The sequence below is a fragment of the Rhodococcus sp. no. 34 genome (assembly GCF_054589475.1).
The window spans coordinates 535,310-562,138 of sequence record NZ_BAAILK010000047.1 but is presented as its reverse complement, the minus strand read 5'-3'; the positions used below and the strand labels follow the sequence as shown (position 1 = coordinate 562,138).

19 protein-coding genes, 1 tRNA gene and 1 pseudogene are annotated in these 26,829 nt (G+C 62.6%); 9 read left to right on the top strand and 12 right to left on the bottom strand.

Annotated elements, in window-relative coordinates; all coding sequences use genetic code 11:
* Positions 1–301 (bottom strand): annotated as a pseudogene (locus ACYP01_RS28280) (PH domain-containing protein); the annotation flags it as partial.
* 107 nt (positions 302–408) lie between these two features.
* A complete protein-coding gene (gene crgA, locus ACYP01_RS28275; protein WP_003942576.1) occupies positions 409–672 on the bottom strand; it encodes a cell division protein CrgA in 264 nt (87 codons plus the stop codon).
* A 102-nt stretch (positions 673–774) separates the two neighbouring features.
* On the opposite strand from crgA, the gene ACYP01_RS28270 reads away from it, so the two are divergent.
* Positions 775–1,488: a DUF881 domain-containing protein gene (locus ACYP01_RS28270; protein ID WP_064688051.1), complete on the top strand. Its 714-nt coding sequence runs from the start codon at positions 775–777 to the stop codon at positions 1,486–1,488.
* A 22-nt stretch (positions 1,489–1,510) separates the two neighbouring features.
* Complete coding sequence (locus tag ACYP01_RS28265; RefSeq protein ID WP_003942537.1) at positions 1,511–2,176, top strand: aminodeoxychorismate/anthranilate synthase component II; 666 nt, start codon at positions 1,511–1,513, stop codon at positions 2,174–2,176.
* A gap of 57 nt (positions 2,177–2,233) precedes the next feature.
* Here ACYP01_RS28265 and pknB read toward each other — a convergent pair whose 3' ends face one another.
* The 7 genes from pknB to ACYP01_RS28230 all read right to left on the bottom strand — a co-directional run bounded on the left by pknB (position 2,234) and on the right by ACYP01_RS28230 (position 11,910).
* Positions 2,234–4,159, bottom strand: a complete 1,926-nt coding sequence (gene pknB, locus ACYP01_RS28260; protein ID WP_459683344.1) for a Stk1 family PASTA domain-containing Ser/Thr kinase — start codon at positions 4,157–4,159, stop codon at positions 2,234–2,236.
* A complete protein-coding gene (locus tag ACYP01_RS28255; RefSeq protein WP_095969327.1) occupies positions 4,156–5,514 on the bottom strand; it encodes a protein kinase domain-containing protein in 1,359 nt (452 codons plus the stop codon). The genes pknB and ACYP01_RS28255 overlap by 4 nt, the downstream gene beginning before the upstream one ends.
* Before the next feature lie 3 nt (positions 5,515–5,517).
* Positions 5,518–6,984, bottom strand: a complete 1,467-nt coding sequence (locus ACYP01_RS28250; protein WP_193594701.1) for a peptidoglycan D,D-transpeptidase FtsI family protein — start codon at positions 6,982–6,984, stop codon at positions 5,518–5,520.
* A complete protein-coding gene (locus ACYP01_RS28245; RefSeq protein WP_007735775.1) occupies positions 6,981–8,432 on the bottom strand; it encodes an FtsW/RodA/SpoVE family cell cycle protein in 1,452 nt (483 codons plus the stop codon). Before ACYP01_RS28245 ends, ACYP01_RS28250 begins: the two co-directional genes overlap by 4 nt.
* A complete protein-coding gene (locus ACYP01_RS28240; RefSeq protein ID WP_116057577.1) occupies positions 8,432–9,856 on the bottom strand; it encodes a PP2C family protein-serine/threonine phosphatase in 1,425 nt (474 codons plus the stop codon). The genes ACYP01_RS28245 and ACYP01_RS28240 overlap by 1 nt, the downstream gene beginning before the upstream one ends.
* Positions 9,853–10,317, bottom strand: coding sequence for an FHA domain-containing protein FhaB/FipA (locus tag ACYP01_RS28235; protein WP_003943418.1), 465 nt, complete (start codon positions 10,315–10,317; stop codon positions 9,853–9,855). The genes ACYP01_RS28240 and ACYP01_RS28235 overlap by 4 nt, the downstream gene beginning before the upstream one ends.
* A gap of 186 nt (positions 10,318–10,503) precedes the next feature.
* A complete protein-coding gene (locus tag ACYP01_RS28230) occupies positions 10,504–11,910 on the bottom strand; it encodes a DUF3662 and FHA domain-containing protein (RefSeq protein ID WP_459683339.1) in 1,407 nt (468 codons plus the stop codon).
* 254 nt (positions 11,911–12,164) lie between these two features.
* Between ACYP01_RS28230 and ACYP01_RS28225 the strand changes: the two genes are divergently transcribed.
* Positions 12,165–12,250, top strand: a tRNA-Leu gene (locus ACYP01_RS28225).
* A gap of 53 nt (positions 12,251–12,303) precedes the next feature.
* Here ACYP01_RS28225 and ACYP01_RS28220 read toward each other — a convergent pair.
* Entirely contained in the window at positions 12,304–12,645 is a 342-nt protein-coding gene (locus tag ACYP01_RS28220; protein WP_459683337.1) for a hypothetical protein, read from the bottom strand.
* A 1,054-nt stretch (positions 12,646–13,699) separates the two neighbouring features.
* On the opposite strand from ACYP01_RS28220, the gene ACYP01_RS28215 reads away from it, so the two are divergent.
* Positions 13,700–15,241: an AAA family ATPase gene (locus tag ACYP01_RS28215; RefSeq protein ID WP_459683335.1), complete on the top strand. Its 1,542-nt coding sequence runs from the start codon at positions 13,700–13,702 to the stop codon at positions 15,239–15,241.
* Positions 15,238–15,885 carry an HNH endonuclease gene (locus ACYP01_RS28210; protein ID WP_459683333.1) on the top strand — a complete coding sequence of 216 codons (648 nt, stop codon included), beginning with the start codon at positions 15,238–15,240 and terminating at the stop codon, positions 15,883–15,885. The genes ACYP01_RS28215 and ACYP01_RS28210 overlap by 4 nt, the downstream gene beginning before the upstream one ends.
* A 245-nt stretch (positions 15,886–16,130) precedes the next feature.
* On the opposite strand, the gene ACYP01_RS28205 is transcribed toward ACYP01_RS28210, so the two are convergent.
* The gene (locus ACYP01_RS28205) at positions 16,131–17,570 is read right to left on the bottom strand and encodes a phytoene desaturase family protein (RefSeq protein ID WP_459683331.1); all 1,440 of its coding nucleotides are present in this window, start codon (positions 17,568–17,570) and stop codon (positions 16,131–16,133) included.
* Between the two features lie 556 nt (positions 17,571–18,126).
* Here ACYP01_RS28205 and gltB point away from each other — a divergent pair.
* The 3 genes from gltB (at position 18,127) to ACYP01_RS28190 (ending at position 25,250) form a co-directional block, all read left to right on the top strand.
* Entirely contained in the window at positions 18,127–22,725 is a 4,599-nt protein-coding gene (gene gltB, locus ACYP01_RS28200) for a glutamate synthase large subunit (protein WP_459683329.1), read from the top strand.
* Positions 22,718–24,169: a glutamate synthase subunit beta gene (locus ACYP01_RS28195; RefSeq protein WP_003943594.1), complete on the top strand. Its 1,452-nt coding sequence runs from the start codon at positions 22,718–22,720 to the stop codon at positions 24,167–24,169. Before gltB ends, ACYP01_RS28195 begins: the two co-directional genes overlap by 8 nt.
* 184 nt (positions 24,170–24,353) lie before the next feature.
* On the top strand, positions 24,354–25,250 hold the full coding sequence (locus ACYP01_RS28190; protein WP_020905644.1) for a cutinase family protein: 897 nt from the start codon (positions 24,354–24,356) through the stop codon (positions 25,248–25,250).
* Here ACYP01_RS28190 and ACYP01_RS28185 read toward each other — a convergent pair whose 3' ends face one another.
* Positions 25,251–25,811, bottom strand: coding sequence for a DUF732 domain-containing protein (locus tag ACYP01_RS28185; protein ID WP_459683326.1), 561 nt, complete (start codon positions 25,809–25,811; stop codon positions 25,251–25,253). It abuts the gene before it with no gap.
* Between the two features lie 212 nt (positions 25,812–26,023).
* On the opposite strand from ACYP01_RS28185, the gene ACYP01_RS28180 reads away from it, so the two are divergent.
* Positions 26,024–26,829, top strand: an 806-nt coding sequence (locus ACYP01_RS28180) for a hypothetical protein (protein WP_459683324.1), incomplete at its 3' end; no start/stop codon positions are given.

Below are 26,829 nucleotides of genomic sequence, written 5' to 3'. Positions count from 1 at the left end.
GTTCGCGGGTGAACTCGTGGCGGGCGCGCAGGCGCTGCACCGCGATCGACTTGGTTCCCGCGTCCTCGATCACAGCCAGGCGGGGACGCTGACGCAGGGCGAGTCCGCCCATCACGAACAGCCCGATCACCGCGAGGGCGAGCAGGAAGCGTCCGGCCGGCTCCGTGGGCGCGACGATCGAGGCGATCGCGAGGGCAATTCCGCCGCCGAACATCGCGTAGACAACACCCATCGGAGTGGCCCACGAGACGACTTCCGTGGCGTTGTCACGAGGCTGTGGATGAAATTCATCCTCGAGCATGTGGATAACTTCCTAGGTTGTCCACAGGAGTTATCCACAATGGGGATGAATGACACCCATGTAATTGAGAGACGGTCACGATTCGAGTCGAATCAGATAATGGCTGGTCAGCGCCATCTCATGGTCATCACAAGACCCACAACCATGAAGCCGAAGCCGACGAGGAAGTTATAGTTTCCCAAGTCGTTCATCCACGTGATCGAATCCGCGGCCAAGTAGTACACAATCAACCACGCCAGGCCGACGAGCATGAATCCGAGCATCACAGAGACGTACAACGTGCTCGACGGACCCATCTTCACCTTCACCGGAGTGCGGTTTGCCGGGTTGACTGTGTAGTCGTTCTTCTTACGGACCTTCGACTTGGGCATGACGTCCTCGCTCTACGGTGTGACCTGCATGTGTTACCTACACGCTAACGTAGCTGTGTCCAGTTGGTCACCGGCCGACCTGCACAATCCGGGAGGAGCCACGTGTCTTCGGGTGAATCTTCACGAACCGTCTGGCACATCGGTGTACTTGCCGTCTGCCTGGTAGCCGGTCTGATGGTCGCCACGGCGCAACGATCCGCCGAGGAAAACCAGCTGCAGGTCACCGAAAGCACCAGGCTCTCCGATCTGGTCCGCAGCGCCCAGGCCAATGCCGAAAAAGTTTCGGCCGACCGGGACGAACTTGCCGCTCAGCTCGATTCGCTGCAGCAAGACGCGGCTCGGTCCGACGCCGGAGTGGCCGCCGCGCTCGGTGACATCAAGAACATCTCCGCCGACGCGGGACTGACGGAGATGACCGGCCCCGGCGTCGTGGTCACGATGACGGACGCCCCACGCAACGCCGAAGGCAAGTACCCGGTCGACGCCACCCCGGACGACCTCGTCGTGCATCAGCAGGACGTCCAGAGCGTCCTGAACGCACTGTGGGCGGGCGGTGCCGAAGCGGTGGGCATGCAGGACCAACGGATCATCAGTACGTCGGCGCCGCGGTGCATCGGAAACACTCTGCTTCTGCACGGTCGCACCTACAGCCCGCCCTACGTGATGAGCGCCATCGGTGACGTTGCGCGCCTCGAGGCGGCCCTCGCCGCCGAACCGGGCATTCGGATCTACAAGCAGTACGCGACCCGCTTCGGCCTCGGGTACACGCAGGCGACGCCGTCGCAGATCACGGTCCCCGCCTATACCGGCGGATAGCACGGGCGTTTACCCTGCTCTCATGAGGATTCTCGTCGTCGACAACTACGACAGCTTTGTGTTCAACCTGGTGCAGTACCTCGGCCAGCTCGGAACCGAAGCCGTGGTCTGGCGCAACGACGATCCACAACTGACGGCAGACCTCGAGGGTGCAGTAGCGCAGTTCGACGGCATTCTCCTGAGCCCTGGCCCCGGAACTCCGCAGCGCGCGGGAGCGACGATGGATCTGGTGAAGGTCTGTGCCGACACCAAGACCCCGCTGCTCGGCGTCTGCCTCGGACACCAGGCGATCGGTGCGGCTTTCGGCGGAACCGTCGACCGCGCGCCCGAACTACTTCACGGCAAGACGAGTCTGGTTCACCACAAGGACGTCGGCGTCCTGGCCGGACTGCCCGATCCGTTCACCGCTACCCGCTACCACTCGCTGACGGTTCTCGAGGACACCATTCCCGAGGAACTCGAGGTGACCGCCCACACCGAGAGCGGCGTCGTGATGGCGATGCGCCACCGCGAACTGCCGATTCACGGCGTCCAGTTCCACCCCGAGTCCGTACTCACCCAGGGTGGACACCGGATGCTCGCGAACTGGCTCGCAGTCTGCGGTGAGGCGCCGCCGGAAGGGCTCGTCGCAGCTCTCGAGGCCGAGGTCGCGTCGGCGCTCGGTGGCGCATTGCCCGCAATTCTCTGACACCTGTCAACAAAAAAGTGCCTCCCGGAAATCTCCGGGAGGCACTTTTTCGCTTTGCTAGCGGCCGGGGATTCCGAGCGCTCCGACGCTGACGGTGATGACCGCGTCCTTGGAGATCTCCGAGCCCGGAGGCTGGGTCTGCGAGACGATCTTGCCCACCATTTCCGGGGTGAGCGTCGTGCTCTGGTTCTGAACCAGCTGCGAAGCGGTTCCCGCCCAACCGGCTGCGCGAAGCGTGCTCAACGCCTCCGACACCGTCTTGTTGGTCAGATCAGGCATCGCGACCTGGTTGCCGTTGGATACTCGCAGCGTCACGGTCGAACCCTTGGTGGCCGACGTGCCGCCGGTCGGGTCGGTCGAAACGACCTGTCCCTTCGGCAGACCCGAATCGATCTCCGTGATCTGAACGACGAACCCGGCACCTTCGATGTTGGGCCTCGCCACCTCTTCACGCTGACCGGTGACGTCCGGGACACGAACCTGCTCCGGTCCGGTGCCGACGGTGATCGAGACCGCGGAATCGAGAACAACCGACACTCCGACGGCCGGGTCCTGATTGACGATCTTGTCGACCTCGGCGACGGTCGATGCCGCCTTGCCGATGGTCGGATCAAGTCGGAGTCCGACGGAGTTGAGCTTCTTCTCCGCGTCGTCCTGGCTCAGCCCGGTCAGGCGTGGGATCGCGACCTGCTCGGGGCCGGTGGACACGTCGATGGTGACGGTGCTGCCCTTCTCGATGCGCACCCCGGCAACCGGACGCGTCGTGATGACGTTTCCGGCGGCGATCACCTTGTCCGTCTTCTGCTGACGCTCCACCTGGAATCCGGCGTTGGTCAGCGTCGCCTCGGCGACGTCGGCGGGCTGGTTGGTCAGGTCACCCGGAACGGTCACCATCTCGACCTTCGGCGAGTTCACCCGAATGAGGAAGAACGTCACCAGACCGATCACCAGAAGCGCCGCGATGCCCATCAGGGCGTAGCGTCCGCCCTTCTTCTTGGCAGGCGGCTCGGCGGCGCGAGTTGTCCTCACAGGAACCGGCTCGACCGGATCGGGAGCAGTGCGGTAGTTCCCGGTGTCGGAGCCGACGGCGCCGAGGATGGTGGTGCGATCCTCGTCGTTCATCACCATCGGCGCACTCGGACGCTGACCGCCCAGAACACGCACCAAGTCGCTGCGCATGTCGCCGGCGCTCTGGTAGCGGTTGGCCGGGTTCTTGCTCATCGCCTTGAGAATGATCGAATCCAGCTCGCGCGGAATGTCGGGATTGATCTCCGACGGCGTCTGCGGATCTTCACGAACGTGCTGGTACGCCACGGCGACCGGTGAATCACCCTTGAAGGGCGGCTCGCCCGTCAGAATCTCGAACAGCACACAACCGAGCGAGTACACGTCCGATCGCGCGTCGACCTGCTCACCTCGCGCCTGCTCCGGCGAGAGGTACTGAGCGGTGCCGATCACGGCGGCCGTCTGCGTCATCGGGCTCGACGCGTCGGAAATGGCACGGGCGATACCGAAGTCCATCACCTTCACGGCGCCGGCACGGTTGATCATGATGTTGGCGGGCTTGACGTCGCGGTGCACGATGCCGTTGCGGTGGCTGAAGTCCAGCGCGGCACAGACGTCCGCGATCACTTCCATCGCCTTGCGCGGAGCCATCGGCCCGGTGCTGCGCACGATGTCACGCAACGTGTCGCCGTCGACGTACTCCATGACGATGTACGGCAGCGGCCCGGCGTCGGTCTCGGCTTCACCGGTGTCGTAGACGGCCACGATCGCCGGATGGTTCAGCGCAGCAGCGTTCTGCGCCTCACGACGGAACCGCAAGTAGAACGTGGGGTCGCGCGCGAGGTCAGCACGCAGCACCTTGATCGCGACGTCGCGGCTGAGTCGGAGGTCGCGCGCCAGGTGAACCTCGGACATTCCGCCGAAGCCGAGAATCTCACCCAGCTCGTAGCGGGAGGAGAGATTGCGGGGTGTCGTCATTGGTCTTGTCCTAGCGGTTCTTCAGCGTCTCCGGGATCCGCCAACGGCTCAGTGGTCGTTGTGGTCGTCGTTGTCGTCGTGGTGGTGGTTGTGGTCGTCGGAGTTGTTGTTGTCGTGGTCGGCGTTGTCGTTGTGGTTGTCGGCTCGGTCGTGGTTGTCGTCGGCCGAGTCGTCGTTGTTGTCGGCTCGGTGGTCGTCGTCGTGGGCCGAGTCGTCGTGGTGGTGGGCTTGGTCGTCGTGGTGGTCGGCAACGTCGTGGACGTGACGACGGGCGGCGTCGGGTCGCTGGGACCATCGGTCGCGATCCAGACTCCGCCGATGATCAACGCCAACAAGATCAATCCGCCGCCGGCCCATGCCACGGCCTTCTGCCCACTGGTCATTCCGCCGGCTGCCGCGTCGTCCGCAGCAGCGGCGCCCGTCACCGGGCCCGCGTACGTCGGCGGCATGACCTGCGTGGCACCCGTTGCCGGCAACGCGCTCGCGGCACCGGTGGCGAGCAGACCGGGCGGCGGTGGACGCCTTCCTGCCCGAACGGCTGCAACGGCGTCGGCGAACTCGCCGCCACTGGCGTAGCGGCCGGCCGGATCCTTGGTCAACGTGATGTCGATGAGCTCGCGGATGTTCGGCGGCAGGTCGGCCGGCATCGGCGCCGGGGTTTCCTGCACGTGCTTCATCGCGACGGTCAGCGCGCCGTCACCGGTGAACGGGCGTCGACCCGAAAGTGCTTCGTATCCGACGATTCCCAGCGAGTACACGTCACTCGCCGCGGTCGCGTCCTGACCGAGAGCCTGCTCGGGCGCGATGTACTGGGCGGTGCCCATCACCATTCCCGTGCGCGTGACAGGAGAGTTCTCGACGGCCTTGGCGATGCCGAAGTCCGTGATCTTCACCTGGCCAGTAGGCGTGATGAGGATATTGCCCGGCTTCACGTCGCGGTGCACGACACCGGCGTCGTGTGCGACCTGCAGGGCGCGGCCGGTCTGCTCGAGCATGTCGAGGGCATGCGGAACCGCCAGGCGGCCGACGCGTGCCAGGACGGCGTTGAGCGGTTCACCGTTGACGAGTTCCATCACCAGGTACGCCGTGGAATCACCCGAGCTGTCACGGGTCTCGCCGTAGTCGTAGATTCCGGCGATACCGGGATGGTTGAGCTGTGCGGTGGTGCGGGCCTCGAAGCGGAAGCGCTCCAAGAACTCCGGATCGGAAGAGAACTCGGACTTGAGTACCTTGACGGCGACGCGACGGTTGAGCCGGGAGTCGGTGGCTTCCCACACCTGACCCATCCCACCGGTGGCGATGAGACGGATCAATCGGTAACGATCGGCGATCAAAGCGCCGTTGTTCAACGCCACGGTTCAGCCCCCTTGGATTCCGGCTGCGATGACTGCACGACCGATCGGCGCAGCAACCGAGCCACCGGTAGCGGCGAGTCCGCGGTCACCACCGTTCTCGACGATGACGGCCACGGCGACCGTCGGATTCTGCGCCGGTGCAAAAGCGATGTACCAGGCGTGCGGCGGAGTTTCCCGCGGGTTCACGCCGTGCTCGGCGGTACCGGTCTTGGACGCGATCTGAACTCCGGGGATCTTGCCGTCGCCGCCGGTGAAGTTCTCCGAGCCGATCATCAGATCAGTCAGCGTTGCGGCCACTGCCGGCGAGATCGCCTGACCCATCGACACCGGTGACGGCGTACTGAGATCGGTCAGATCGGGTGCCTGCAACTGGGAGATCAGGTTGGGCTGCATCCGCACACCGCCGTTGGCGACGGTCGCGGCGATCACTGCATTCTCGAGCGGGGTCACCGCGACGTCGCGCTGGCCGATGCTGGTCTGGCCGAGAGCCGCGTCGTCGGAGATGTCGCCGACGGTGCTGTCAGCAACCGGCAGCGGGATCGCCGGAGTGTTGGGCCCGATGCCGAAAGCGCTGGCCTCGTCCTTGATGGCGTCCGCGCCGTCCTTGATGCCCAGTTCGACGAAAGCCGTGTTGCACGAGCGCGCAAACGCGTCACGCAACGACGCCGTCGGGTTGGGGCCGCAGGTGCTGCCGTTGTAGTTCTCGAGGGTCGTGCTGGTGCCGGGCAGCGTGATCTGCGGAGCCGCGGTCAGCTGGTCGTCCGGGGTCGCACCGTTGCCCAGAGCTGCAGCCGTGGTGAGCACCTTGAACGTCGAGCCGGGCGGGTAGGTCTGCGAGATCGCGCGGTTGACCAACGGATCGTTGGGATCGGCATTGAGCTCGTCCCACGCCTTGGTGGTTTCGGCGCCGTCGTGGCTGGCAAGCAGGTTCGGGTCGTAGCTCGGAGTGCTGACCATCGTCAGGATGCGTCCGGTGCTCGGCTCGATCGCGACGACGGAACCGGTGTAACCCTTGCTGGTCAGCTGGTCGTACGCCACCTGCTGCATGGCCGGATTGAGCGTCGTGACGACGTTGCCGCCGCGCGGATCGCGTCCGGACACCAGGTCGAAGAAGCGCTGACTGAACAGCCGGTTGTCCGAGCCGTTGAGAATCGGATCCTCGGTGCGCTCGAGTCCGGCGCTGCCGTACTGCATCGAGTAGAAACCGGTGACCGGTGCGTACGGGTACGGATTCGGATACTGGCGCAGGTACTTGTACCGGTCGTCGGTGGCCTGCGAGGCCGCCAGTACCTGACCGGCCGCCGAGATCTGACCTCGCTGGCGTGAGTACTCGTCGAGCAGCACCCGTGAGTTGCGCGGGTCGGCTCGCAGGTCGTCAGCTTTGATGACCTGTACGTACGTGGCGTTGGCGAGGAGCGCGACGACCATCACCATGACGGCCATCGCGACGCGGCGCAGTGGAGTGTTCATACGCGCGGCATCATCTCGGTATTGGCGTCAGCGATTGGGGGCGGGCCTTTCTTCTTCGTCACTACCGGCGCACGTGCCGCGTCCGAGATCCGGACGAGGATGGCCAGCAGTAGGTAGTTCGCGAGCAGCGACGAGCCGCCGTACGACATGAACGGTGTTGTCAGACCCGTCAGCGGGATCAGCTTGGTGACACCGCCGACGACAACAAAAATCTGGATCGCGATGGTGAACGACAGACCGGCGGCGAGCAGTTTGCCGAAGCTGTCACGTACTGCCAATGCCGTACGCAGGCCGCGCACGATGAGAAGCAGGAACAGCATCAGCACAGCCGCCAGGCCGATCAGGCCGAGCTCTTCGCCGATGGTCGCGATGATGAAGTCCGTCTTCGCGAACGGCACCTGGTTGGGTCGACCACTGCCGAGACCTGTTCCGGCGATACCACCAGTGGCCAGGCCGAACAGTGATTGCGAGATCTGATAACCGGTGTTGGCGTAGTCGCCGAGCGGGTCGAGCCAGGTGTCGACGCGCACGCGCACGTGACCGAACATCTTGTAGGCGAAGAAGAATCCGATGGCGAGCAGTCCGCCGCCGATCACCAGCCAGCCCACACGTTCGGTCGCGATGTAGAGCATCACCAGCACGGTGCTGAAGAGCAGCAGCGACGTACCGAGGTCGGTTTCGAAGACGAGAACGCCCACCGAGACGATCCAGGCGAGCAGGATCGGGCCGAGGTCGCGGGCACGTGGAAAATCCATGCCCAGGAAGTGTTTACCGGCCGAGGTGAACAGGTCGCGCTTGGCGACGAGCACTGACGCGAAGAAGATGATGAGCAGGATCTTCGCGAACTCACCTGGCTGAATGCTGAATCCGGGCAGGCGAATCCAGATCTTCGCGCCGTTCACGCTCGAGAACTTCGCCGGCAGGATCGCGGGAATCGCCAGGAACACCAGGCCTGCGAGGCCGAGTGTGTAGCTGAACCGCGCCATCAGGCGGTAGTCCTTCAAGAACACGAGCAGCAGCACGAAACCGGTGATCGCCAGTGCAGTCCACATGACCTGCTGGTTCGCATCCGGTGACGGTGCCTCGACGCCGTTGTAGAGCGCTGTCTGTTCGTCGGCGAGGTCGAGTCGGTGGATGAGCACCAACCCCAGGCCGTTGAGCAGGGCGACGATCGGCAGTAGCAGCGGATCGGCGTACGGCGCATACCGCCGAATTGCCAAGTGCGCGATCAGGAACAGGCCCGTGTACGCGAGCGCGTACTTGGCCAGATCGAGAGTGATCTTCTGTTCCTGGCTCGCCTCGACGAGCAGAAGCGAGACCGTCGTGATGATGACGGCAAAGCCCAGGAGCAGCAGCTCCATGTTTCGACGGGTCGACTGGACCGGCGCCGGGGCAAAACCTCCGGGCGGACTCGGAAAAGCCGTCCCCGCAGCTGCGTTGGACGACATCAGTTGACCGTCCTGCAAGTCTGACCGGGAACTTCGGTCGGCGTCGGCGTAGTCGTGGGTGCCGCCGTCGTCGGCGCAGCAGGCTCCCCGGGCGGTGCGGGGGGCGGCGTGGTCTCCGGTGCCGGCGGGGGAGTGGGCGTGGCCGTCGTCGTCGGAACCGGCTCACAACGAGGCAGCAGATCGCCGCCGATGAGACGGATCATCTGGCTCTGCGCATCCTCACGCTTGCCGGACGGCAACCCGGCGCGCACCTGCTCCTGCGCAGACGGCTGCAGATCCGTCACTTCGAGGATGTTGCAGTTGCTGGGAATCGCGTCGGGGGAGACGAGGGTCAGGACGTCGTCGTCGCCGACGCAACCCACCAGATCCGCGTCTTGCAGCGAGTAGCCGAGCACCGAACCAGGGATTCCGCGCAGCACCGTCACGCGGCCGTTGTCTTCGCCGACGTAGTAGTTGTTGCGGATGACGGCGCGGCCGATCACGGCGCCGACGCCGACCAGCGCGATCAGCACCACGGCGAGGACCACCCACCACAACCGGTTCCGCTTCTTCTTCGGTTCCGGTTCGGGCTGGGAGACAACTCGCTTGGGCGTCGCGCGCGGCGGACGCATGGCAGCGGCGCGGCCGGCAGCGGTGTTGGGAGGAGGGGAGTCCTCTTCCTCTTCCGTCGACGCGGCACCCGCGACGATGGGATGCGACTGGCCGTAGTCGAGGTCGATGACATCGGCGACGACGACGGTGACGTTGTCGGGACCGCCGCTGCGCAGCGCCAATTCGATGAGACGGTCGGCGCACTGCTCCTGCGAGCCCTCGCGCATCGTGTTCTCGATGGTCTCGTCGCTGACCACGTCGGAGAGGCCGTCGGAGCAGAGCAGGTAACGATCGCCGGCGCGGGCTTCGCGCACGGTGAGCGTCGGCTCGATCTCGTTGCCGGTCAACGCCCGCATGATCAGGGATCGCTGCGGATGAGTGTGTGCCTGTTCGGCGGTGATCCTGCCCTCGTCGACCAACGACTGCACGAAAGTGTCGTCGCGGGTGATCTGCGTCAGGTGGTCGTCGCGCAGCAGGTAGGCGCGCGAGTCGCCGATGTGCACGAGACCGAGCTTGCTGCCGGAGAAGAGGATCGCGGTGAGCGTGGTGCCCATGCCGTCGAGTTCGGGTTCTTCCTCGACATGATCGGCGATGGAATCGTTGCCCTCGCGGGTGGCTGCCTCGAGCTTGCCGAGCAGATCCTCGCCGGGCTCGTCGTCGTCGAGATGCGCCAGGGCGGCAATCATCAACTGCGACGCGACCTCACCGGCCGCGTGTCCGCCCATACCGTCGGCCAAGGCCAACAGGCGTGCACCGGCGTACACGGAATCTTCGTTGTTGGAGCGCACGAGACCGCGGTCGCTGCGCGCCGCGTAGCGGAGAACAAGGGTCACGGGCGTAGCTCGATTACCGTCTTGCCGACGCGAACCGGGGTGCCCAGCGGGACGCGCACCGCAGTGGTGACCTTGGCGCGGTCCAGATAAGTGCCATTGGTCGAACCGAGATCCTCGACGTACCAATCAGCGCCGCGCTGCGAGAGCCGCGCATGGCGCGTCGACGCGTAATCGTCGGTGAGAACGAGCGTCGAATCATCGGCGCGGCCGATCATGACCGGCTGAGAACCCAGGGTGATGCGGGTACCGGCGAGGGCGCCCTGCGTGACCACCAGGTACCGAGGCACCTTCGCCTTGCCCAGTGAGGGCAGGACCTTTCCGGCGCGGGTGTACCGCGGCGGAACCCTGACCCCGGAGCCGGCATAGATGTCGGAGCGGAGAGTGCGGAGGACTGCCCAGACGAACAGCCACAGTAGGAGCAGGAAGCCCGCCCGTGTGAGTTGCAGAATCAGGCCCTGCACGGCTGTCCACCTCCTTCTATGGCTCGAGCCCCGCCGCAGCGGGGTTCGAGCATTGTCGACTGGCAGCATCATAGGGGGCTCTGGGCCCCGAAGATCACGATACTGACAGCCGCGTGACGGCGGCGCGCCGACGGACCGCCGAATGTTCGATTGTTATCGGAAAAATCCTGGCGTCCGTTTCTCAGCTCAGAGAATGCGAACCAGAATCTCCGAGTGACCTGCACGAATGATGTCGCCGTCTGCCAGCTGCCAGTCCTGGACCGGTGCTCCGTTGACGGTGGTGCCGTTCGTGGATCCCAAATCGGACAGCATCGCGGTGCGGCCGTCCCAACGGATGTCGATGTGGCGACGTGAGACGCCGGTGTCCGGGAGGCGGAACTGAGCTTCCTGGCCGCGGCCGATGACATTGCTGCCGTCGCGAAGCTGGAAGTGGCGTCCGCTGCCGTCCTCGAGCTGCAGGGTTGCCGTCAGGCTCTGGGCCGTCGGTGCGTAACCGCCCTGCGGCTGGGCGTAGCCCTGCTGCGGGTAGGCCTGCGTCTGCTCGAAGTTGCCGCCCTGCTCGTAGCCACCCTGCTCGTACGGCTGCTGTGTGTACGCCTGCTGGTCGTAACCGCCCTGCTGGTCGTAACCCGGCTGATCGTAGGACTGGCCGTTGTACGGCTGCTGGTAGCCCTGCTGGTCGTAGCCGCCCTGCTGGTAGCCCTGCTGGTCGTACCCACCCTGGTACGCCTGCTGGCCGTAGCCCTGCTGGTCGTACGGCTGCTGCTGGTAACCCTGCTGGTCGTAACCGCCACCCTGCTGGTCATAGCTCTGCTGGTCGTAACCGGCCTGCTCGTACGGCTGCTGCTGGTTCGGGTACGCCTGCTGGTCGTAGCCACCCTGCTGCTGGTTGTAGCCCTGCTGGTCGTCGCCTGTTCGGTAACCGTCGCCGCGGTCGTAACCGTTCTGGTACGGCGCTTCCTGGCCCTGCGGAGCGGCGTAACCGCCGTCGTCGTGGGAGTACCCGTTCCGTGCCGGCTGCTGCGGTTCGGGCTGGCGACCCGCCGGTTCGCGGCTTGGTTCGTAGCCTGAGTTCTGCGTCATGGGGCCGGCTCCTGGTTGTGACGGGACTGGATTGGAAACAGGGGGAACAATCGGTGCGGGTCGCTGAGGCGGCCGTTGTGGAGGCCGCGACGAAACCTGCGGAACATGCGACGGCGGTGATGCCTGCTCGGCGTCACCATCCGGGTCGACGGTTCCGCGGGTGCGGAACTGACCGGTGTGGAGCGTAGGCGAAGGCTCGAAGGTGACCGAGATGTCGCCGTACGTCTGCCAACCCTGATCGCGGATGAAATCCTGCAAGTGTCGGCTGAAAGCTTTGGTAGTCAGTTCGCGGTCAGCTGCCAACTCTTCGTGATCGGAGTTGTTGATGGTGATCACGTAGTTGTTGGGGGCGAGAAGGATTCCGCCGCCGAGGTGCTCGACGCGGTCACGTGCCTCCTGCTGGAGCGCCGCCTCTACTTCCTGCGGCACAACACCACCACCGAAGACCCGCGCGAATGCGTCGCCGACAGCTCCTTGGAGCTTTCGTTCGAATCGCTGCACGATGCCCATCGGGCCCTCCTCTCGCCTCGCATCTACGACGGCAAAATGCTCGGCAAGTAGCGCCGGCACCGCCTTGTCGCGTGTCGTCCAAACTGCTGTACAGGTTCCACGGTACTGTCAAATGTCGCTTCGGCAGTACCTGGCCGCTGTTTCAGCATGGTATCGGTTCTGGGCTTTTGGATGCTCGATGTTCACTGATTCGTGCCCTGAGCTGCACGAATAGAACTTTCAAAGTTTGTCGTGATAATGTTTCGGCGTTGCTCGGGCGAGTGGCGGAATGGCAGACGCGCTGGCTTCAGGTGCCAGTGTCCTTCGGGACGTGGGGGTTCAAGTCCCCCTTCGCCCACCACAAGACGAGGCCACGAACTCACAAGAGTTGGTGGCCTCGTTTTTTGTTGTCGACTAACTGGCCGCAGCCTGGATGAAGCTCAGAACGAAGTCCAATGCGGTGCCCGCAAACGGGTCGCCGACTGGTTGAGGGGGCGCGGCGGGCGCAGTGATCTGAGGGTTCATCATCCCTGGCGGCAGTGTGCCGGGTGGGAGATTGATGATGGCGTTGATGTCGTAGATGGTGTTGTCGGGACCGTTGGTCACCGAGAACGAGATACTGCCGAAGTCGGCGACCGGAGTGTCGGCCGATGCAGTACCAACTGCACTGCCGAAGGTGATCGCGGCAGCGAGCGCGCCGACACCGAGGGCCGCGGTGGTCCGGGACAAACGAGTAGGCGTTGCGGGTCCATTCACAGATGTGCTCCCTTTCGTGGTGACAGCATCCCTGCACGGGACGCCGAGCAGCCAGGAGATTGCAACCACTATCGAGGAAGATAACGGACATTCACTCCATGGTGGGGTGGTTCGGCACGAAGTGCTTCGTCGTTCCGGAGTTGTGGGGATGGACGTTGCTGACGCTGCGTCGGTGCAGACTTTCATAATGATGTGTTTTGTAGTCACCGCTTTGATCGTGGTTCGCCAACCGTGTACGGCGGCTAAGAGGGGCACGGTATCAGCGGCGGATTGAAGAACCGGTTGGCCAGGTAAATGTAGATCGCCTCGGGCGACTGCCGGATCTGCGGCCCCATCCACCGGTACAAGTAGTACCCCTGATTTCCTGTTGTCGTACAACTATTTTCGAGACCGGAGCCTGCCTCGCAAAACTTCCGGGTCAGATGACTGCCCATATGTCAGGTGAACTTGATCGCGGCAATTCAGGTAGTTGATAGCGTGTGATTTCGGTGTTGGTCGCGGTAGGGGGTGAGCTGTTCAGCAGTCGGGATGAATTCGTGGAGTCGGTTGTCCTGAGCGACCAGATCAGCGGTCCTGCGCTCGATGTCGGCGTCTAGTCGGTTAATGGAGATTCGTCGGTCGAGGGTTCGGGCTGAAACCGGACTTTGCATTTTTGTCAACTCACGTTCGAGCCCTACCGACGGCGCACGAGCCACCAGTCAACGGAGATCGGAATCCGCCGAGCGGTGGTGGTGCCCGTTGGGCCCAGCGTTCCGAAGTCTCCCCCGCGCATGCCCTCTCCAACAAGAGAAACCCGTAGGTTGTGTTCAAAGCTGGATGTCTGCGCCACCCTAAGAGTGAGTTTCGAAGTTCTGTGCTCCATGTTCTAAGAATGGGTGCGTGCTAGGGGTATGGAGCGTCGACTTGCGACCGTCCGATTTTCTCCCGGATTTCCGACTCGGTGAGCTAGGACGCTCGGCGCCGCACGAAACCGCTACAGTGGAGTTATGACCTCGGAGTAGGCACAGTCGCACGTTCCGAACTCGTTCCGGTAGCTACACCGTATGATCGCCAGATGGATTGGATCCAGCTCGGTGAAGCAGCTAGTCGTCTTATTGAGTCCTTAACACGCTTTAGTGGCGCCGAAGTTGACGTGAACTCCGCCATGGCCGTGGCGAACGGGAACGACCCTAATTGGAACTTGGACCCGGATCTTCGTCGTCTTATGTACCAGGCACTCGAATTTTTAGAACAACAGTCGATGATTTCTAGAGAGTTTGGTGGCGGCCTTCGTCTAACGGACAAGGGAAGGGGGAGCGTTGGTACCCCGCCCTCCATATGGATGCCTGATCCGGGAAGCCCGCCAATCAAAGAATGGATAGAACTCCAGAACCTCGCAGAGGCGATGAATGCTGAACGGGTTGGGAGTGAAATCACTCTAACGCATCTTTCGGTTTCCAAATGGCGTCAATTCTCTTCGGTCGAATTGAAAATACATCCACGTCTCACAATATTGACCGGGGCTAACGCGGCTGGGAAAACGACGCTCTTAAATCTATTTGCTCCTCACTTCAACTGGAACGCGCAATTGGTGAGTAGAGCCGAACATACGAAGATCTCCGAGAACCCAGCAGCGATCCAACTTGGCCGACTTCACTACAGCAATGGTGTACATACAAATCTCTGGCATCATTCGGAGCCTGGTATATCAAATTCAAATGTGCACTATACGGGCACAGAGCCAGTGCCTGGAATATTTATCTCTTCCCACCGCTCGGTAAGCACTTATCGACCACTCGAAAGCTTACCAGCTCGATTCTCTGCCGCAGATACTATGCTGCAGCAATTCGCAAGCGAGGTGCAGTCACGTTACTCCGGGGGATCGAGCCAATATCCACCGCTGTACAGAATGAAAGAGGCCTTGATTTCCGCAGCGCTACACGGTTACGGAAATCAAGTGGTCAGAGAGACGCCCGCCGCAATCGATATATGGGAGGGTTTTCAGAATATTTTACGCTCCTTCCTTCCTGAATATTTACAATTCGATAGGCTAATTGTAGAAAATGGTGAGCTTCTGCTGAAGGTGGCAACCGGTGAATTTCCTCTTGAGGCTGCCTCAGGTGGCTTGTCCGCAATGCTAGAGCTTTCCTGGCAAATTTTCTTGCGCGGGCAACACTCACCCTCGTTTACCGTTTGTATTGATGAGCCAGAAAATCACCTACACCCTGAACTTCAGCGTGTGATTATTCCTGCCCTGCTCGAAGCATTTCCGCAAGCAACCTTCATTGTTGCAACACACAGCCCATTTGTAGTTACCTCGACACCGGACTGCGCTGTGTACGCGCTTGGCCGCTTCGGAGACGACGATAAGATTAGCAGTCAACTGCTTGATCGGTTAAACGCCTCAGGAACCGCTGACGAGACTTTGCGTTCGGTTCTCGGGCTCGAAACGGCGTTGCCGTTATGGGCACAAAAAGCGATTGCTGATGCTGTAGAGGGTATTCCAGGGGATGCAACTGGAGATGATCTACGACAGTTACGGTCGAAATTGATCGACCTCGGCCTTGACCGACAGTTTCCTGCCGCGATCGCGGCGATTGGCGAGGGTCGCAGTTGATCAAGCTAACAAAAGGACCCCTGCCGACCTGGCTTGCGAAAAATCAGGATCAGAAAACAGTCGAATATATGGCCGCTGTGAAAAACAAAAAACCTAGCCCTTGGATTCAAGCTGAATTGAAGGAAGCGCTCAAGGCTGAGTGTCGTAACAAATGTATGTATTGCGAAGTTGATCCTAACGACGGATCGTATCCCGCAGTCGAGCATATCAAGCCCAAAGAAACATTTCCGGAACTGGTTCTTCAGTGGGAGAACTTAGGTTGGTGTTGCACTAGATGCAATACCAACAAAGGGAATTATTGGAAAGATCATGAAGATATTAGACTGTTAAACCCATATGAGGATGATCCGGCAGTCCACCTGAAACACTCGGGCCCAGTGGTAGTTCCATCTTTAGGTAGCGAGCGAGGAAAGAACACTATTCGACAACTGAAGCTTAATCGTGGATCTCTAATTACCTCGAAGGCGCAGAGAATTCAGGAACTAAGTGACAGAATTCAGCTCTGGAATCAGGAGGATAATGTTGACAAGAAGAGTGTGTTGGAGGAAGATATTATAGATTTCCTTAGCCGGGAATCGGAGTTCTGCGCCATGCTACGGGGCTTTGCTACGTTTCAAGGATTTCCATATTTGGATAAATCTTGACTTGGAGTTACCTATATCGCTCGAATTTGAGGAGTCGCCGTATGCCTATATACAAGCCGAGAAAATTTTAGGTAGTCGAAACGTCAGGGAAATGTGAACGTAAGTCGCCTGTTAGCTGGTCTCCGCAAAATTGGAGCTACCGGGGCACATAAGGTGATTGACTGGTTTGCCGTCGTGCAACGGCGGTGTCGGCGCCGGTGTCGCTTCACCTACCTGTCCGAAATGTCGTCCCCATCGGGGACGCCTCAACCCCGCGCCTTCAGCGCCGCACGCGCCGCATTGAACCCACCCATCCCGTGGACCCCGCCGCCCGGGGGAGTCGCGGACGAGCAGAGGTACACGCCCGGGGCGCCGGTGGCATAGGGGTCCAGCCCGAACCGGGGGCGCGCGATGATCTGCCGCGCCGTGTTCGCACCCGCGGAAATGTCGCCGCCCACGTAATTGGGGTTGTACGCCTGCATCTGCGGCACATTGCGCACGTGGACGCCCACGATCCGGTCCCGGAACCCCGGCGCAAACCGCTCGATCTGACGCGTCACCGCATCGGTAGCGTCACCCGGATAGCCATGCGGCACATGCGCATACGCCCATACGGGATGGATGTCTCCGACGGAACGGGAGGGGTCGGCCAAGAATTGCTGGCCCAACAGAATGAAAGGCTTGGCCGGCATCTGACCCCGAACGGTCTGGCGTTCGACAGCAGCAGTCTCCGAAATCGTCCCGGACAGGTGCAGGGTGCCGGCCTTGCGGGCGTGCGGATTCGTCCACGGCACGACGCTTCCGTCGGAATCACCACGCACGGCGTAGTCGACCTTGTAGGCGGCGGTGCCGTAGCGGAATTTGCGGTAGGCCCGGGCAATGCGGTCGGGCTGCCGGCCGTCGAGCAGGCGCCCGGCCGCATCGGGGGCGATGTCGAGCATGACGATGTCGTAGTCGGCGATCTGGGAGTAGTTGGTGACCCAGTTCCCGGTTTCGATGGTGCCACCGAGGCTGCGCAGAATCGACGCGAGCGCCGCAGCAATTGATCCTGATTCACCCTGCGCCACAGGCCAACCGTGAGCATGAGCGGCCGCAGTGAGCATCGAGCCGACAGCACTGGAGAGTGGAAGGGTCAGCGTCCCGAACATGTGCGCCGCGACGCCGCCGAACAGTGCCCGCGCCTGTGGGGTCTTGAACATCCGCGCGAAACCCGTCGCGGGAAGCAGAGCGCCCGTCCCGAAACGGGCGAGCATCAGCGGGTGCTTCGGGACGTGGACGATCGGCTGGAAGACGTCCTGCACCAACTCGTCGAAGTTCTCGGATAGGTATCCGAAGACGTCGAGCCAGCGCTTACCGTCGGCACCCAATCCGTCAGCGGTCCGGTTGATGTCGCGCCACAGAACCCCGGCGGTGCCGTCGTCGAGTGGATGGACCAGATCGATCTCGGGCCACAGCCACGTCAGGCCATGTTTGGCGAGCCCGAATTCGCGGTCGAGTTCCTTGAAGTAGGGAGAAGCCAAGGCCGTGGGATGGAAGGCGGAGCAATCGTCGTGGACGAGCCCGTCGACTATGTATTCGCTACTGCGGGTGCCACCGCCGATCTTGTCCGCACCCTCGATGACATGGACGTCGATTCCGGCGCGGGCGAGTTCGATCGCCGCCGCGAGACCGTTGGGACCACTGCCTACCACTACTGCTGTTGTCATTTGCTCTTCGCCACCCGTCTTCTCAAGGGTGAGCCTACGGAAATTACAGCGATGGCATTCTGCGAGCAAACAATTCAGGCCTAGACCTTGGTTGATCGATCAACTTTTGTTACAGTTCGAGGCGCACTGGCCGCAGCTGATTCTTATCGCTGCGGCCAGTTGTTGCATTCATCGCCCATCGCGCCTGTTTCCTGCGGATTCGGTATCCTGTGAATCGGAACTTCTCTGCACAGACGCAGCTCCGAAATCTGTCGAGGGGCCTTCTGGCTCCCTGCATCGCCGCAGTTCAGAGCAATTATAGGGCTACCTTAGTTGCGCCCGTGCCGGGGTTCTGAATTATCGTTTTCGTTACACGGTTGACTCACAAAAGTTTCAACCGACCGAAGACTCACGTCGCCGGGTGCCAGAACGCACACCATCGCGTCTGCGCAGGGCGGCTACTTCGGTGGTACCGAACACATCGTCGTGTCGGTGCTTTGAAGGACTTGCATTGCAAGTTGATGGCCATCAGCGCTGCTGGTCGTCGGTGCATCTTTATGGCATACGAAGGCTGGGTATGAAGCAACTTCCAGGCCCCCAGGGCCTCTATCACCCGTCCAATGAGCACGACTCCTGTGGAGTCGCATTTGTTGTCGACATGCATGGTCGCCGCAGCAGGGACATCGTCGAAAAGGCGATCACCGCTCTGGTCAACCTCGAGCATCGCGGCGCTGCCGGATCAGAACCCAACACGGGTGACGGTGCGGGCATTCTGCTGCAGGTTCCCGACAAGTTCTTCCGAGCTGTCGTGGACTTCGCGCTGCCCGCCGAAGGCGCGTACGCAACCGGTATCGCATTCCTCCCGCAGGGCGATGCCGATGCACACGAGGCTGCTGCTGCAGTCGAGAAGATCGTCGTCGAAGAGGGCCTGAAGGTTCTCGGCTGGCGCGAGGTCGGAACCGACGACTCATCGCTGGGCGCACTGGCGCGCGACGCGATGCCGACGTTCCGTCAGATCTTCATCGGCTCCGAGGGTGACAAGTACACCGGCATGGATCTCGAGCGTCGTGCATACGTGGTGCGTAAGCGCACCGAGCACGAACTCGGCTCCGAAGGCGCCGGCAAGGGTGGCCCGGGTAGCGAGACCGTGTACTTCCCCAGCCTGTCCGGCCAGACGTTCGTCTACAAGGGCATGCTCACCACCCCGCAGCTCAAGGGTTTCTACCTCGACCTGCAGGACGATCGTGTCGAGAGCGCACTGGGCCTGGTCCACTCGCGCTTCTCCACCAACACGTTCCCGTCGTGGCCGCTGGCGCACCCGTTCCGCCGGGTCGCTCACAACGGTGAAATCAACACCGTCACCGGCAACGAGAACTGGATGCGCGCTCGCGAGTCCCTGATCGACAGTGACGTCTTCGGCGGCCGCGAGAACCTGGAGAAGATCTTCCCGATCTGCACCCAGGGCGCCAGTGACACCGCTCGTTTCGACGAGGTGCTCGAGATGCTGCACCTCGCCGGTCGCAGCCTGCCGCACGCAGTTCTCATGATGATCCCCGAAGCCTGGGAGAAGCACGAGAGCATGGACCCCGCTCGTCGGGCGTTCTACGAGTACCACTCGGCTCTCATGGAGCCCTGGGACGGACCGGCGTCGGTGTGCTTCACCGACGGCACCGTCATCGGCGCCGTGCTGGACCGCAACGGTCTGCGTCCGTCGCGTCTGTGGATCACCGAAGACGGCCTCGTCGTCATGGCGTCGGAGGTCGGCGTTCTGCCGATCGATCCGTCCACGGTTGTCCGCAAGGTCCGCCTCCAGCCCGGTCGCATGTTCCTCGTGGACACCGCGCAGGGCCGGGTCATCAGCGACGAGGAACTGAAGAACGAACTCGCTGCCGAGCACCCGTACCAGCAGTGGATCGACGAAGGTCTGATCCACATGGACGACCTGCCGGACCGTCCGTACACGTACATGTCGCACGAGCGCGTCGTGCTGCGTCAGCAGCTCTTCGGTTTCACCAACGAAGAGGTCAACCTGCTGGTCAAGCCGATGGCTCTCTCCGGTGCCGAGGCACTGGGCTCGATGGGTACCGACACTCCGATCGCCGTGCTCTCGTCACGTCCCCGGATGCTGTTCGACTACTTCTCGCAGCTCTTCGCTCAGGTCACCAACCCACCTCTCGACGCGATTCGTGAAGAGGTTGTCACCAGCCTCGGCGCGACCATCGGCCCCGAGGGCGACCTGCTGCACCCGAATGCGGACTCCTGCAAGCAGATTGCGCTCCCGCAGCCGATCCTGCACAACGACGACCTGTCGAAGCTCGTTCACGTCAACGACGACGGCGAATTCCCGGGCTTCCGCAGCGTTGTGATCCGCGGCCTGTACCCCGTCAAGGAAGGCGGCGACGGTATCCGTCGTGCGCTCGAGGGCATCAAGTACCAGGTCTCGCAGGCAATCGAGGGTGGCGCACGCATCGTCGTGCTCTCGGACCGCGAGTCCACCGAGGATTACGCGCCGATCCCGTCGCTGCTCCTCACCTCAGCCGTGCACCACCACCTGGTTCGTGAGAAGTCGCGCACCAAGGTCGGTCTCATCGTCGAGGCCGGCGACGCCCGCGAGGTGCACCACATGGCGCTCCTCATCGGCTTCGGTGCCGCAGCGGTCAACCCGTACATGGCTTTCGAGACCATCGACGAGTTCCTGCAGAACAAGGAACTCGAGGGCCTGACCCTCGAGAAGGGCATCGCGAACTACATCAAGGCAGCCGGCAAGGGTGTCCTGAAGGTGATGTCCAAGATGGGCATCTCGACGCTCGCGTCGTACACCGGTGCTCAGCTGTTCCAGGTCATCGGCCTCTCGCAGGAGCTGACGGACGAGTACTTCACCGGTCTGCAGTCGCAGCTCGGTGGCATCGGCCTCGACCAGATCGCAGCCGACGTCGAAGCACGTCACCGCATCGCGTACCTCGATCGCCCCGAAGAGCGCGCTCACCGCGAGCTCGAGGTCGGCGGCGAGTACCAGTGGCGTCGTGAAGGCGAGTACCACCTGTTCAACCCGGACACGGTCTTCAAGCTCCAGCACGCAACTCGCACAGGTCAGTACGAGGTGTTCAAGGAGTACACGACAATGGTCAACGACCAGTCGGAGCGCCTTGCCGCTCTGCGTGGTCTGTTCGACTTCAACATCGGCAAGCGGCCGTCGATCTCGATCGACGAGGTCGAGCCGGCCAGCGAGATCGTCAAGCGTTTCTCGACGGGTGCGATGAGCTACGGCTCCATCTCCGCCGAGGCTCACGAGACTCTCGCCATCGCGATGAACCGTCTGGGCGCCCGCTCCAACTCCGGTGAGGGCGGCGAACATCCGTCGCGCTTCACGCCGGACGAGAACGGCGATCTTCGACGCAGTGCCATCAAGCAGGTCGCGTCGGGACGCTTCGGTGTCACCTCGCACTACCTGAGCAACTGCACCGACATCCAGATCAAGATGGCGCAGGGAGCCAAGCCCGGTGAGGGTGGCCAGCTTCCGGCTCACAAGGTGTACCCGTGGGTGGCCGAGGTTCGGCACTCCACGCCTGGCGTCGGGCTGATTTCGCCGCCGCCGCACCACGACATCTACTCGATCGAGGATCTCGCTCAGCTGATCCACGACCTGAAGAACGCCAACCCGCAGGCCCGCATCCACGTGAAGCTGGTCTCCGAGGTCGGCGTCGGAACCGTCGCGGCCGGTGTCTCCAAGGCACATGCCGACGTCGTTCTGATCTCCGGTCACGACGGTGGCACCGGTGCCACCCCGCTGACCTCCGTCAAGCACGCGGGCGCACCGTGGGAACTCGGCCTCGCCGAGACCCAGCAGACATTGCTGCTCAACGGTCTCCGTGACCGCATCGTCGTGCAGGTCGACGGCCAGCTCAAGACGGGTCGCGACGTCGTCGTCGCTGCCCTGCTCGGCGGCGAGGAGTTCGGTTTCGCCACCGCACCACTGGTGGTCTCGGGCTGCATCATGATGCGCGTCTGCCATCTCGACACCTGCCCCGTCGGTGTCGCGACGCAGAACCCGTTGCTGCGTCAGCGTTTCAGTGGCAAGCCGGAATTCGTCGAGAACTTCTTCATGTTCATCGCCGAAGAGGTTCGCGAGCTTCTCGCGGAACTCGGTTTCCGCACGCTGCTCGAAGCCGTCGGCCAGGTCGACATGCTGGACACCACGCGCGCTCTCGATCACTGGAAGGGAAGCAAGGCAGGCAATCTCGATCTGTCGCCGATCCTGACCCAGGTCGAGTCCGCGTTCATGGACCAGGACGTCCACTGCACCGGCACGCAGGATCACGGTCTGGACAAGGCACTCGATCAGCAGTTGATCGTCTCGGCCCGCAACGCACTCGACAAGGGTGAGGCGGTCTCCTTCGAGTCCGCGATCACCAACGTCAACCGCACGGTCGGCACCATGCTCGGCCACGAGGTCACCAAGGCGTTCGGTGGAGAGGGCTTGCCCGACGGCACCATCGACATCACGTTCACCGGTTCCGCCGGTAACAGCTTCGGTGCTTTCGTGCCCAGCGGTATGACCCTGCGCCTGCACGGCGACGCCAACGACTTCGTCGGCAAGGGCCTTTCGGGTGGACGCATCGTCGTACGCCCGCCGCTCGATGCAGCGGAAGGCTTTGTCGCCGAGGACAACATCATCGGTGGCAACGTCATCCTGTTCGGCGCCACCAGTGGCGAGGCTCTGCTTCGCGGTGTCGTCGGCGAACGCTTCGCAGTCCGTAACTCCGGCGCCACTGCCGTCGTCGAGGGTGTGGGCGATCATGGTTGCGAGTACATGACGGGTGGAAAGGTGGTCATCCTCGGAGCCACCGGACGTAACTTCGGCGCCGGCATGTCCGGTGGCGTCGCGTACATCTACAACCCCGACAAGGCATTCGAGAAGAACCTCAACACCGAACTGGTGGACCTCGAGGATCTTTCGGGCGACGACTTCACCTGGTTGAAGGGCGCCATCGAACGTCATCGCGACGAAACCGGCTCCGAGGTTGCCACGCGCATCCTCGCTGACTGGTCGCAGCAGGTGGGTCACTTCGCAAAGGTGATGCCCCGCGACTACAAGAAGGTTCTTTTGGCCATCGCGGCCGCAGAGAAGGATGGCAAGAACGTGGACGAGGCAGTTATGGAGGCAGCTCGTGGGTGATCCAAGCGGCTTCCTGAAGCACACGTCGCGCGAACTTCCGGTTCGCCGGCCGGTGCCGTTGCGCCTGCTCGACTGGAAAGAGGTCTACGAGGAGTTCCCGAAGGAAACCCTCAAGACCCAGGCCAGCCGTTGCATGGACTGCGGAATTCCTTTCTGCCACAACGGTTGCCCTCTCGGAAACTTGATTCCCGAGTGGAACGACCTGGTTTACAAGGACCACTGGCACGACGCCATCGAGCGTCTGCACGCGACCAACAACTTCCCGGAGTTCACCGGTCGTCTGTGCCCCGCACCCTGTGAGGCGTCCTGTGTCCTGGGCATCAACCAGGATCCGGTCACCATCAAGCAGGTCGAGGTCGAGATCATCGACAAGGCCTTCGACGAAGGGTGGGTCAAGCCGGTTCGCGCCGCGCACGCCACCAACAAGAAGGTCGCAGTTGTCGGCAGTGGCCCGGCCGGTCTGGCTGCAGCGCAGCAGCTGACCCGCGCCGGTCACGCAGTGACGGTCTTCGAGCGGGCAGACCGCATCGGCGGCCTGCTGCGCTACGGCATCCCCGAGTTCAAGATGGAGAAGCGGCACATCGACCGCCGTCTCGAGCAGATGGAAGCCGAAGGCACCGTCTTCAAGACCAACGTCAATGTCGGCGTGGACATCACCGCGGACGAGCTGCGCGAGCAGTTCGACGCAGTGGTTCTGGCCGGCGGCGCCACCGCAGCTCGCGATCTGCCGATCCCGGGCCGCGAACTGGACGGCATCCATCAGGCGATGGAGTTCCTGCCGATCGCCAACCGTGTGCAGTTGGGCGACCTCGACGCTCCCACCATCACCGCTGAGGGCAAGAAGGTTGTCATCATCGGCGGCGGCGACACCGGCGCGGACTGCCTCGGCACCTCGCACCGTCAGGGCGCAGCCAGCGTGCACCAGTTCGAGATCATGCCGCGTCCGCCGGAGACTCGCGCCGAGCAGACTCCGTGGCCGACGTACCCGCTCATGTTCCGCGTGGCTTCGGCTCACGAGGAAGGCGGCGAGCGTCTGTTCTCCGTCAACACCGAGAACTTCGTCGGTGAAAACGGCAAGGTCACCGGACTCAAGGCTCACGAGGTCGAGATGAAGTCGGGTCGTTTCGAGAAGGTCGAGGGCTCTGACTTCGAGCTCGAAGCCGATCTCGTGCTCCTGGCAATGGGCTTCGTCGGTCCCGAGAAGCCGGGTCTGCTCACCGATCTCGGTGTCGACTTGAACGAGCGCGGCAACGTCGCCCGCACGTCGAAGTGGAACACCAACGTCGACGGCGTGTTCGTGGCCGGTGACATGGGCCGCGGTCAGTCCCTGATCGTCTGGGCCATCGCCGAGGGACGTTCCGCAGCAGCCGCTGTGGACACCTACCTCGAGGGTGTCACGGCCCTTCCGTCACCGATCCACCCGACAGCGGCTCCGCAGCGCTAGAGGCTCTTACAAAGCCGCACCCCATCGCATTCGGTGGGGTGCGGCTTTGTTTCTGCAAGCAGTTCGCACGATCTGTAACAAACCTTCATCAATCGTGCATCGGACAGACACAACGCCCAGACAGTATGATTCCGGAGCATCGATAGTGGTGTATGGGTTGCTTAAGTTAAATCAGGGGAGTTTCATGCGTGCGAGGCGTCTCGTTGCGGTGTTGTCGGCACTAGCTGCGGCAGTGGTGGTACCGGTTGTCAGTTCTCCCGTGGCGTCGGCTGATCCCTGCCCCGGTCTGTACGTCGTGGCCATTCCTGGAACCTGGGAGCCTTCGGGTACTTCTCCCGGTGCCGGCATGCTTGCCCCGGTCACCAACGGCCTTCCCGGTTCCGTACGCACCGATTACGTCACGTACTCGGCAACGGCCTTCCCGTGGGAGTCCAACGTCTACGCCAAGTCGAAGCAGCAGGCTGTCGACAACGCCCGCGGCATGATCGCCGCGATGGCCGCCTCGTGCGGTGACACCCGCTTCGCGATCGTCGGATACAGCCAGGGTGCCGACGCGGCAGGCGATCTCGCCGCCGAGATCGGAACCGGCATCGGCGTTGTTCCCCCGACTCGCGTGGAAGGAGTCGGCCTGCTGTCCGATCCCCGCCGCTCCGAGTCAGACGTCCTGATCGGACCCGCTGTCGGAGGCAACGGAGCCAGCGGCGCTCGCATCGGTGGATTCGGTTGGCTGTCAGGCAAAACGGTGACGCTGTGCGCCGTCGGTGATCTGTACTGCTCGACGCCCAAGGACGATTTCGTGATGCGTCTGGCCGGGTTCATGGCTCAGGTTTCCGACCCCACTCCGGCAAACGCTCTCTCGCTGCGCGACGAGGCCGCCGTGATCGTCAACGATCTGGTCACCGCTGGCGGACTCCCCGCACTGATGGCTCAGCTCGATCCAGGCGCGAACTCGCGGCGCGTCGATCAACTGGTCGCCTTCTACGGCTCGCAGGTTCACACCGACTACACGCGTTACGTCGTTGATGGCGCAGGCAATTCGGCCACATCCTGGCTGCACAACTGGTTGGCAGGAAAAGCCTGATCAGCAGTACGTCTGCTCCGCGGTGTCGACGTAGATCTCGGCGATCCGCTGCGAAGACATCGGCGTGATCTGTGAGTACACCTCGCCGACGGAGTTGAACTCCGCCAGCACCTCGGACCGCGGCATGCCGTCGGCCAGAGCCTTGCAGGTGCCGTCGGCGTAGAGGATCTCTGCGGAATCCATTCCGGCGGGCGGGATCCCGGCCAGACGTAGTGCAGCGATGTACCGCTGTCCCTTCTCGCCTGCGTTCGCGACGATCTCTTCCGGTGAGCGGGCGTCGATCGGTGAGTTTGCCGGTGGCGCTACCTGTGGCGCTACCGGCAGCGACACCTGCGGGGGCGTCGATTCGACGACGCTCGGCGCGGCTTCCGGAGTTGCGGCAAGCGGGCTGGTCGGCAGTGCCGACAGGGACTCGGGGGCAGCTGAACTCGACGTTGCCGCGATCGATGTGCTGGTGGCAGCAGAAGTGGATTCCGCTGCGTTGCTGTCGGATTGGCTGCTGCAGCCGCTGAGGAGTAGGCCCGCTGCCGCGACGCAGAGGACCAGTCTGTTCGTGTTCATCACCCGTGAGTGTTACACACCGTACCGCTTAGTTTGTCCGTTTTAAGGAAACTCCCTTTTGCCCTGTTTTTAAGTCGAAGTCCTGTGATATACATCTGTTCAGTTGTTACTTGTGAGTAGGAGCACACCGCAAGACCTTGTCGGCGGCGGTCGAAACACAAGCAATGACTGCGAGTTTCGTCCCCCATCACATAAACGGCAGGGAGAAATCAGTGCAGAAATCTCACAAGAACGGCAACAGACGTCTCGGCACGCGCGTGGCCGTTATTGCAGGTACCGCAGGTGCAGTGCTGGCTTTTGCAGCGCCGATGGCCTCGGCTCAGGACCCGGTCGACAATTCGGTACCGGGCGCCGCAGTGTGTCCGGCTACTGCCGAATCCTGTGTGTCGGTAGTGGTTCAGAGCGGAACCTTCGACAACAACGGCTTCAACCTCCCGATCGGAAAAGGCGACATGATCATTGCCGCCGAGGCCGGCTCCGGTGAAGGTGAGTCCACCGTTCTTCTCCCGCGCGACGACGGACACAACGGTGTCTACTCCAAGCCGTTGACCGTTCCCGGCGGCGTTCTGGGAATCGATCTTCCGTTCGGCAATCTCTTCGGCCTTGCCGCAGTAACGGCCGAGGTGGAGGCAACGGCTGCGCCGACTCTCAACGGAATCATCACCGACATGGATCTGAGCATCCCGGTGCGGATGAAGATCAACAACGCGTTCCTCGGTGACAACTGCTACCTGGGTTCCGCGGCGGCGCCGGTGAATCTTCGTCTCGCGCCTGACCCGTCGGTGGTCCCTACCTACACGGTGCTTCCGTCGACTGCGCTGAAGGTGAGCCCGGTCGGGAACGAGGCCACCGGCTTCGCGCTGCCCGCTGCCAGTGGTTGCGGACCGTTCGGAGTGCTGAATCCGATCGTCAACTGGCGAGCAAAGGTGCCGGCCACTTCCGGCACCTCGCTCAGCACGATCTCCGACGCCTACCTGTACCCGGGCGGCCTCACCGGTAGCGATCCTCTCGACGATCT

Excerpts from the sequence above, each read along its gene's own strand:
- ACYP01_RS28230 (WP_459683339.1), bottom strand. The coding sequence starts at position 11,910 with ATGGGCATCGTGCAGCGATTCGAACGAAAGCTCCAAGGAGCTGTCGGC.
- ACYP01_RS28205 (WP_459683331.1), bottom strand. The coding sequence starts at position 17,570 with ATGACAACAGCAGTAGTGGTAGGCAGTGGTCCCAACGGTCTCGCGGCG.
- ACYP01_RS28245 (WP_007735775.1), bottom strand. The coding sequence starts at position 8,432 with ATGTCGTCCAACGCAGCTGCGGGGACGGCTTTTCCGAGTCCGCCCGGA.
- gltB (WP_459683329.1), top strand. The coding sequence starts at position 18,127 with ATGAAGCAACTTCCAGGCCCCCAGGGCCTCTATCACCCGTCCAATGAG.
- ACYP01_RS28250 (WP_193594701.1), bottom strand. The coding sequence starts at position 6,984 with ATGAACACTCCACTGCGCCGCGTCGCGATGGCCGTCATGGTGATGGTC.
- ACYP01_RS28265 (WP_003942537.1), top strand. The coding sequence starts at position 1,511 with ATGAGGATTCTCGTCGTCGACAACTACGACAGCTTTGTGTTCAACCTG.
- ACYP01_RS28215 (WP_459683335.1), top strand. The coding sequence starts at position 13,700 with ATGGATTGGATCCAGCTCGGTGAAGCAGCTAGTCGTCTTATTGAGTCC.
- pknB (WP_459683344.1), bottom strand. The coding sequence starts at position 4,159 with ATGACGACACCCCGCAATCTCTCCTCCCGCTACGAGCTGGGTGAGATT.
- ACYP01_RS28185 (WP_459683326.1), bottom strand. The coding sequence starts at position 25,811 with ATGAACACGAACAGACTGGTCCTCTGCGTCGCGGCAGCGGGCCTACTC.
- ACYP01_RS28190 (WP_020905644.1), top strand. The coding sequence starts at position 24,354 with ATGCGTGCGAGGCGTCTCGTTGCGGTGTTGTCGGCACTAGCTGCGGCA.
- crgA (WP_003942576.1), bottom strand. The coding sequence starts at position 672 with ATGCCCAAGTCGAAGGTCCGTAAGAAGAACGACTACACAGTCAACCCG.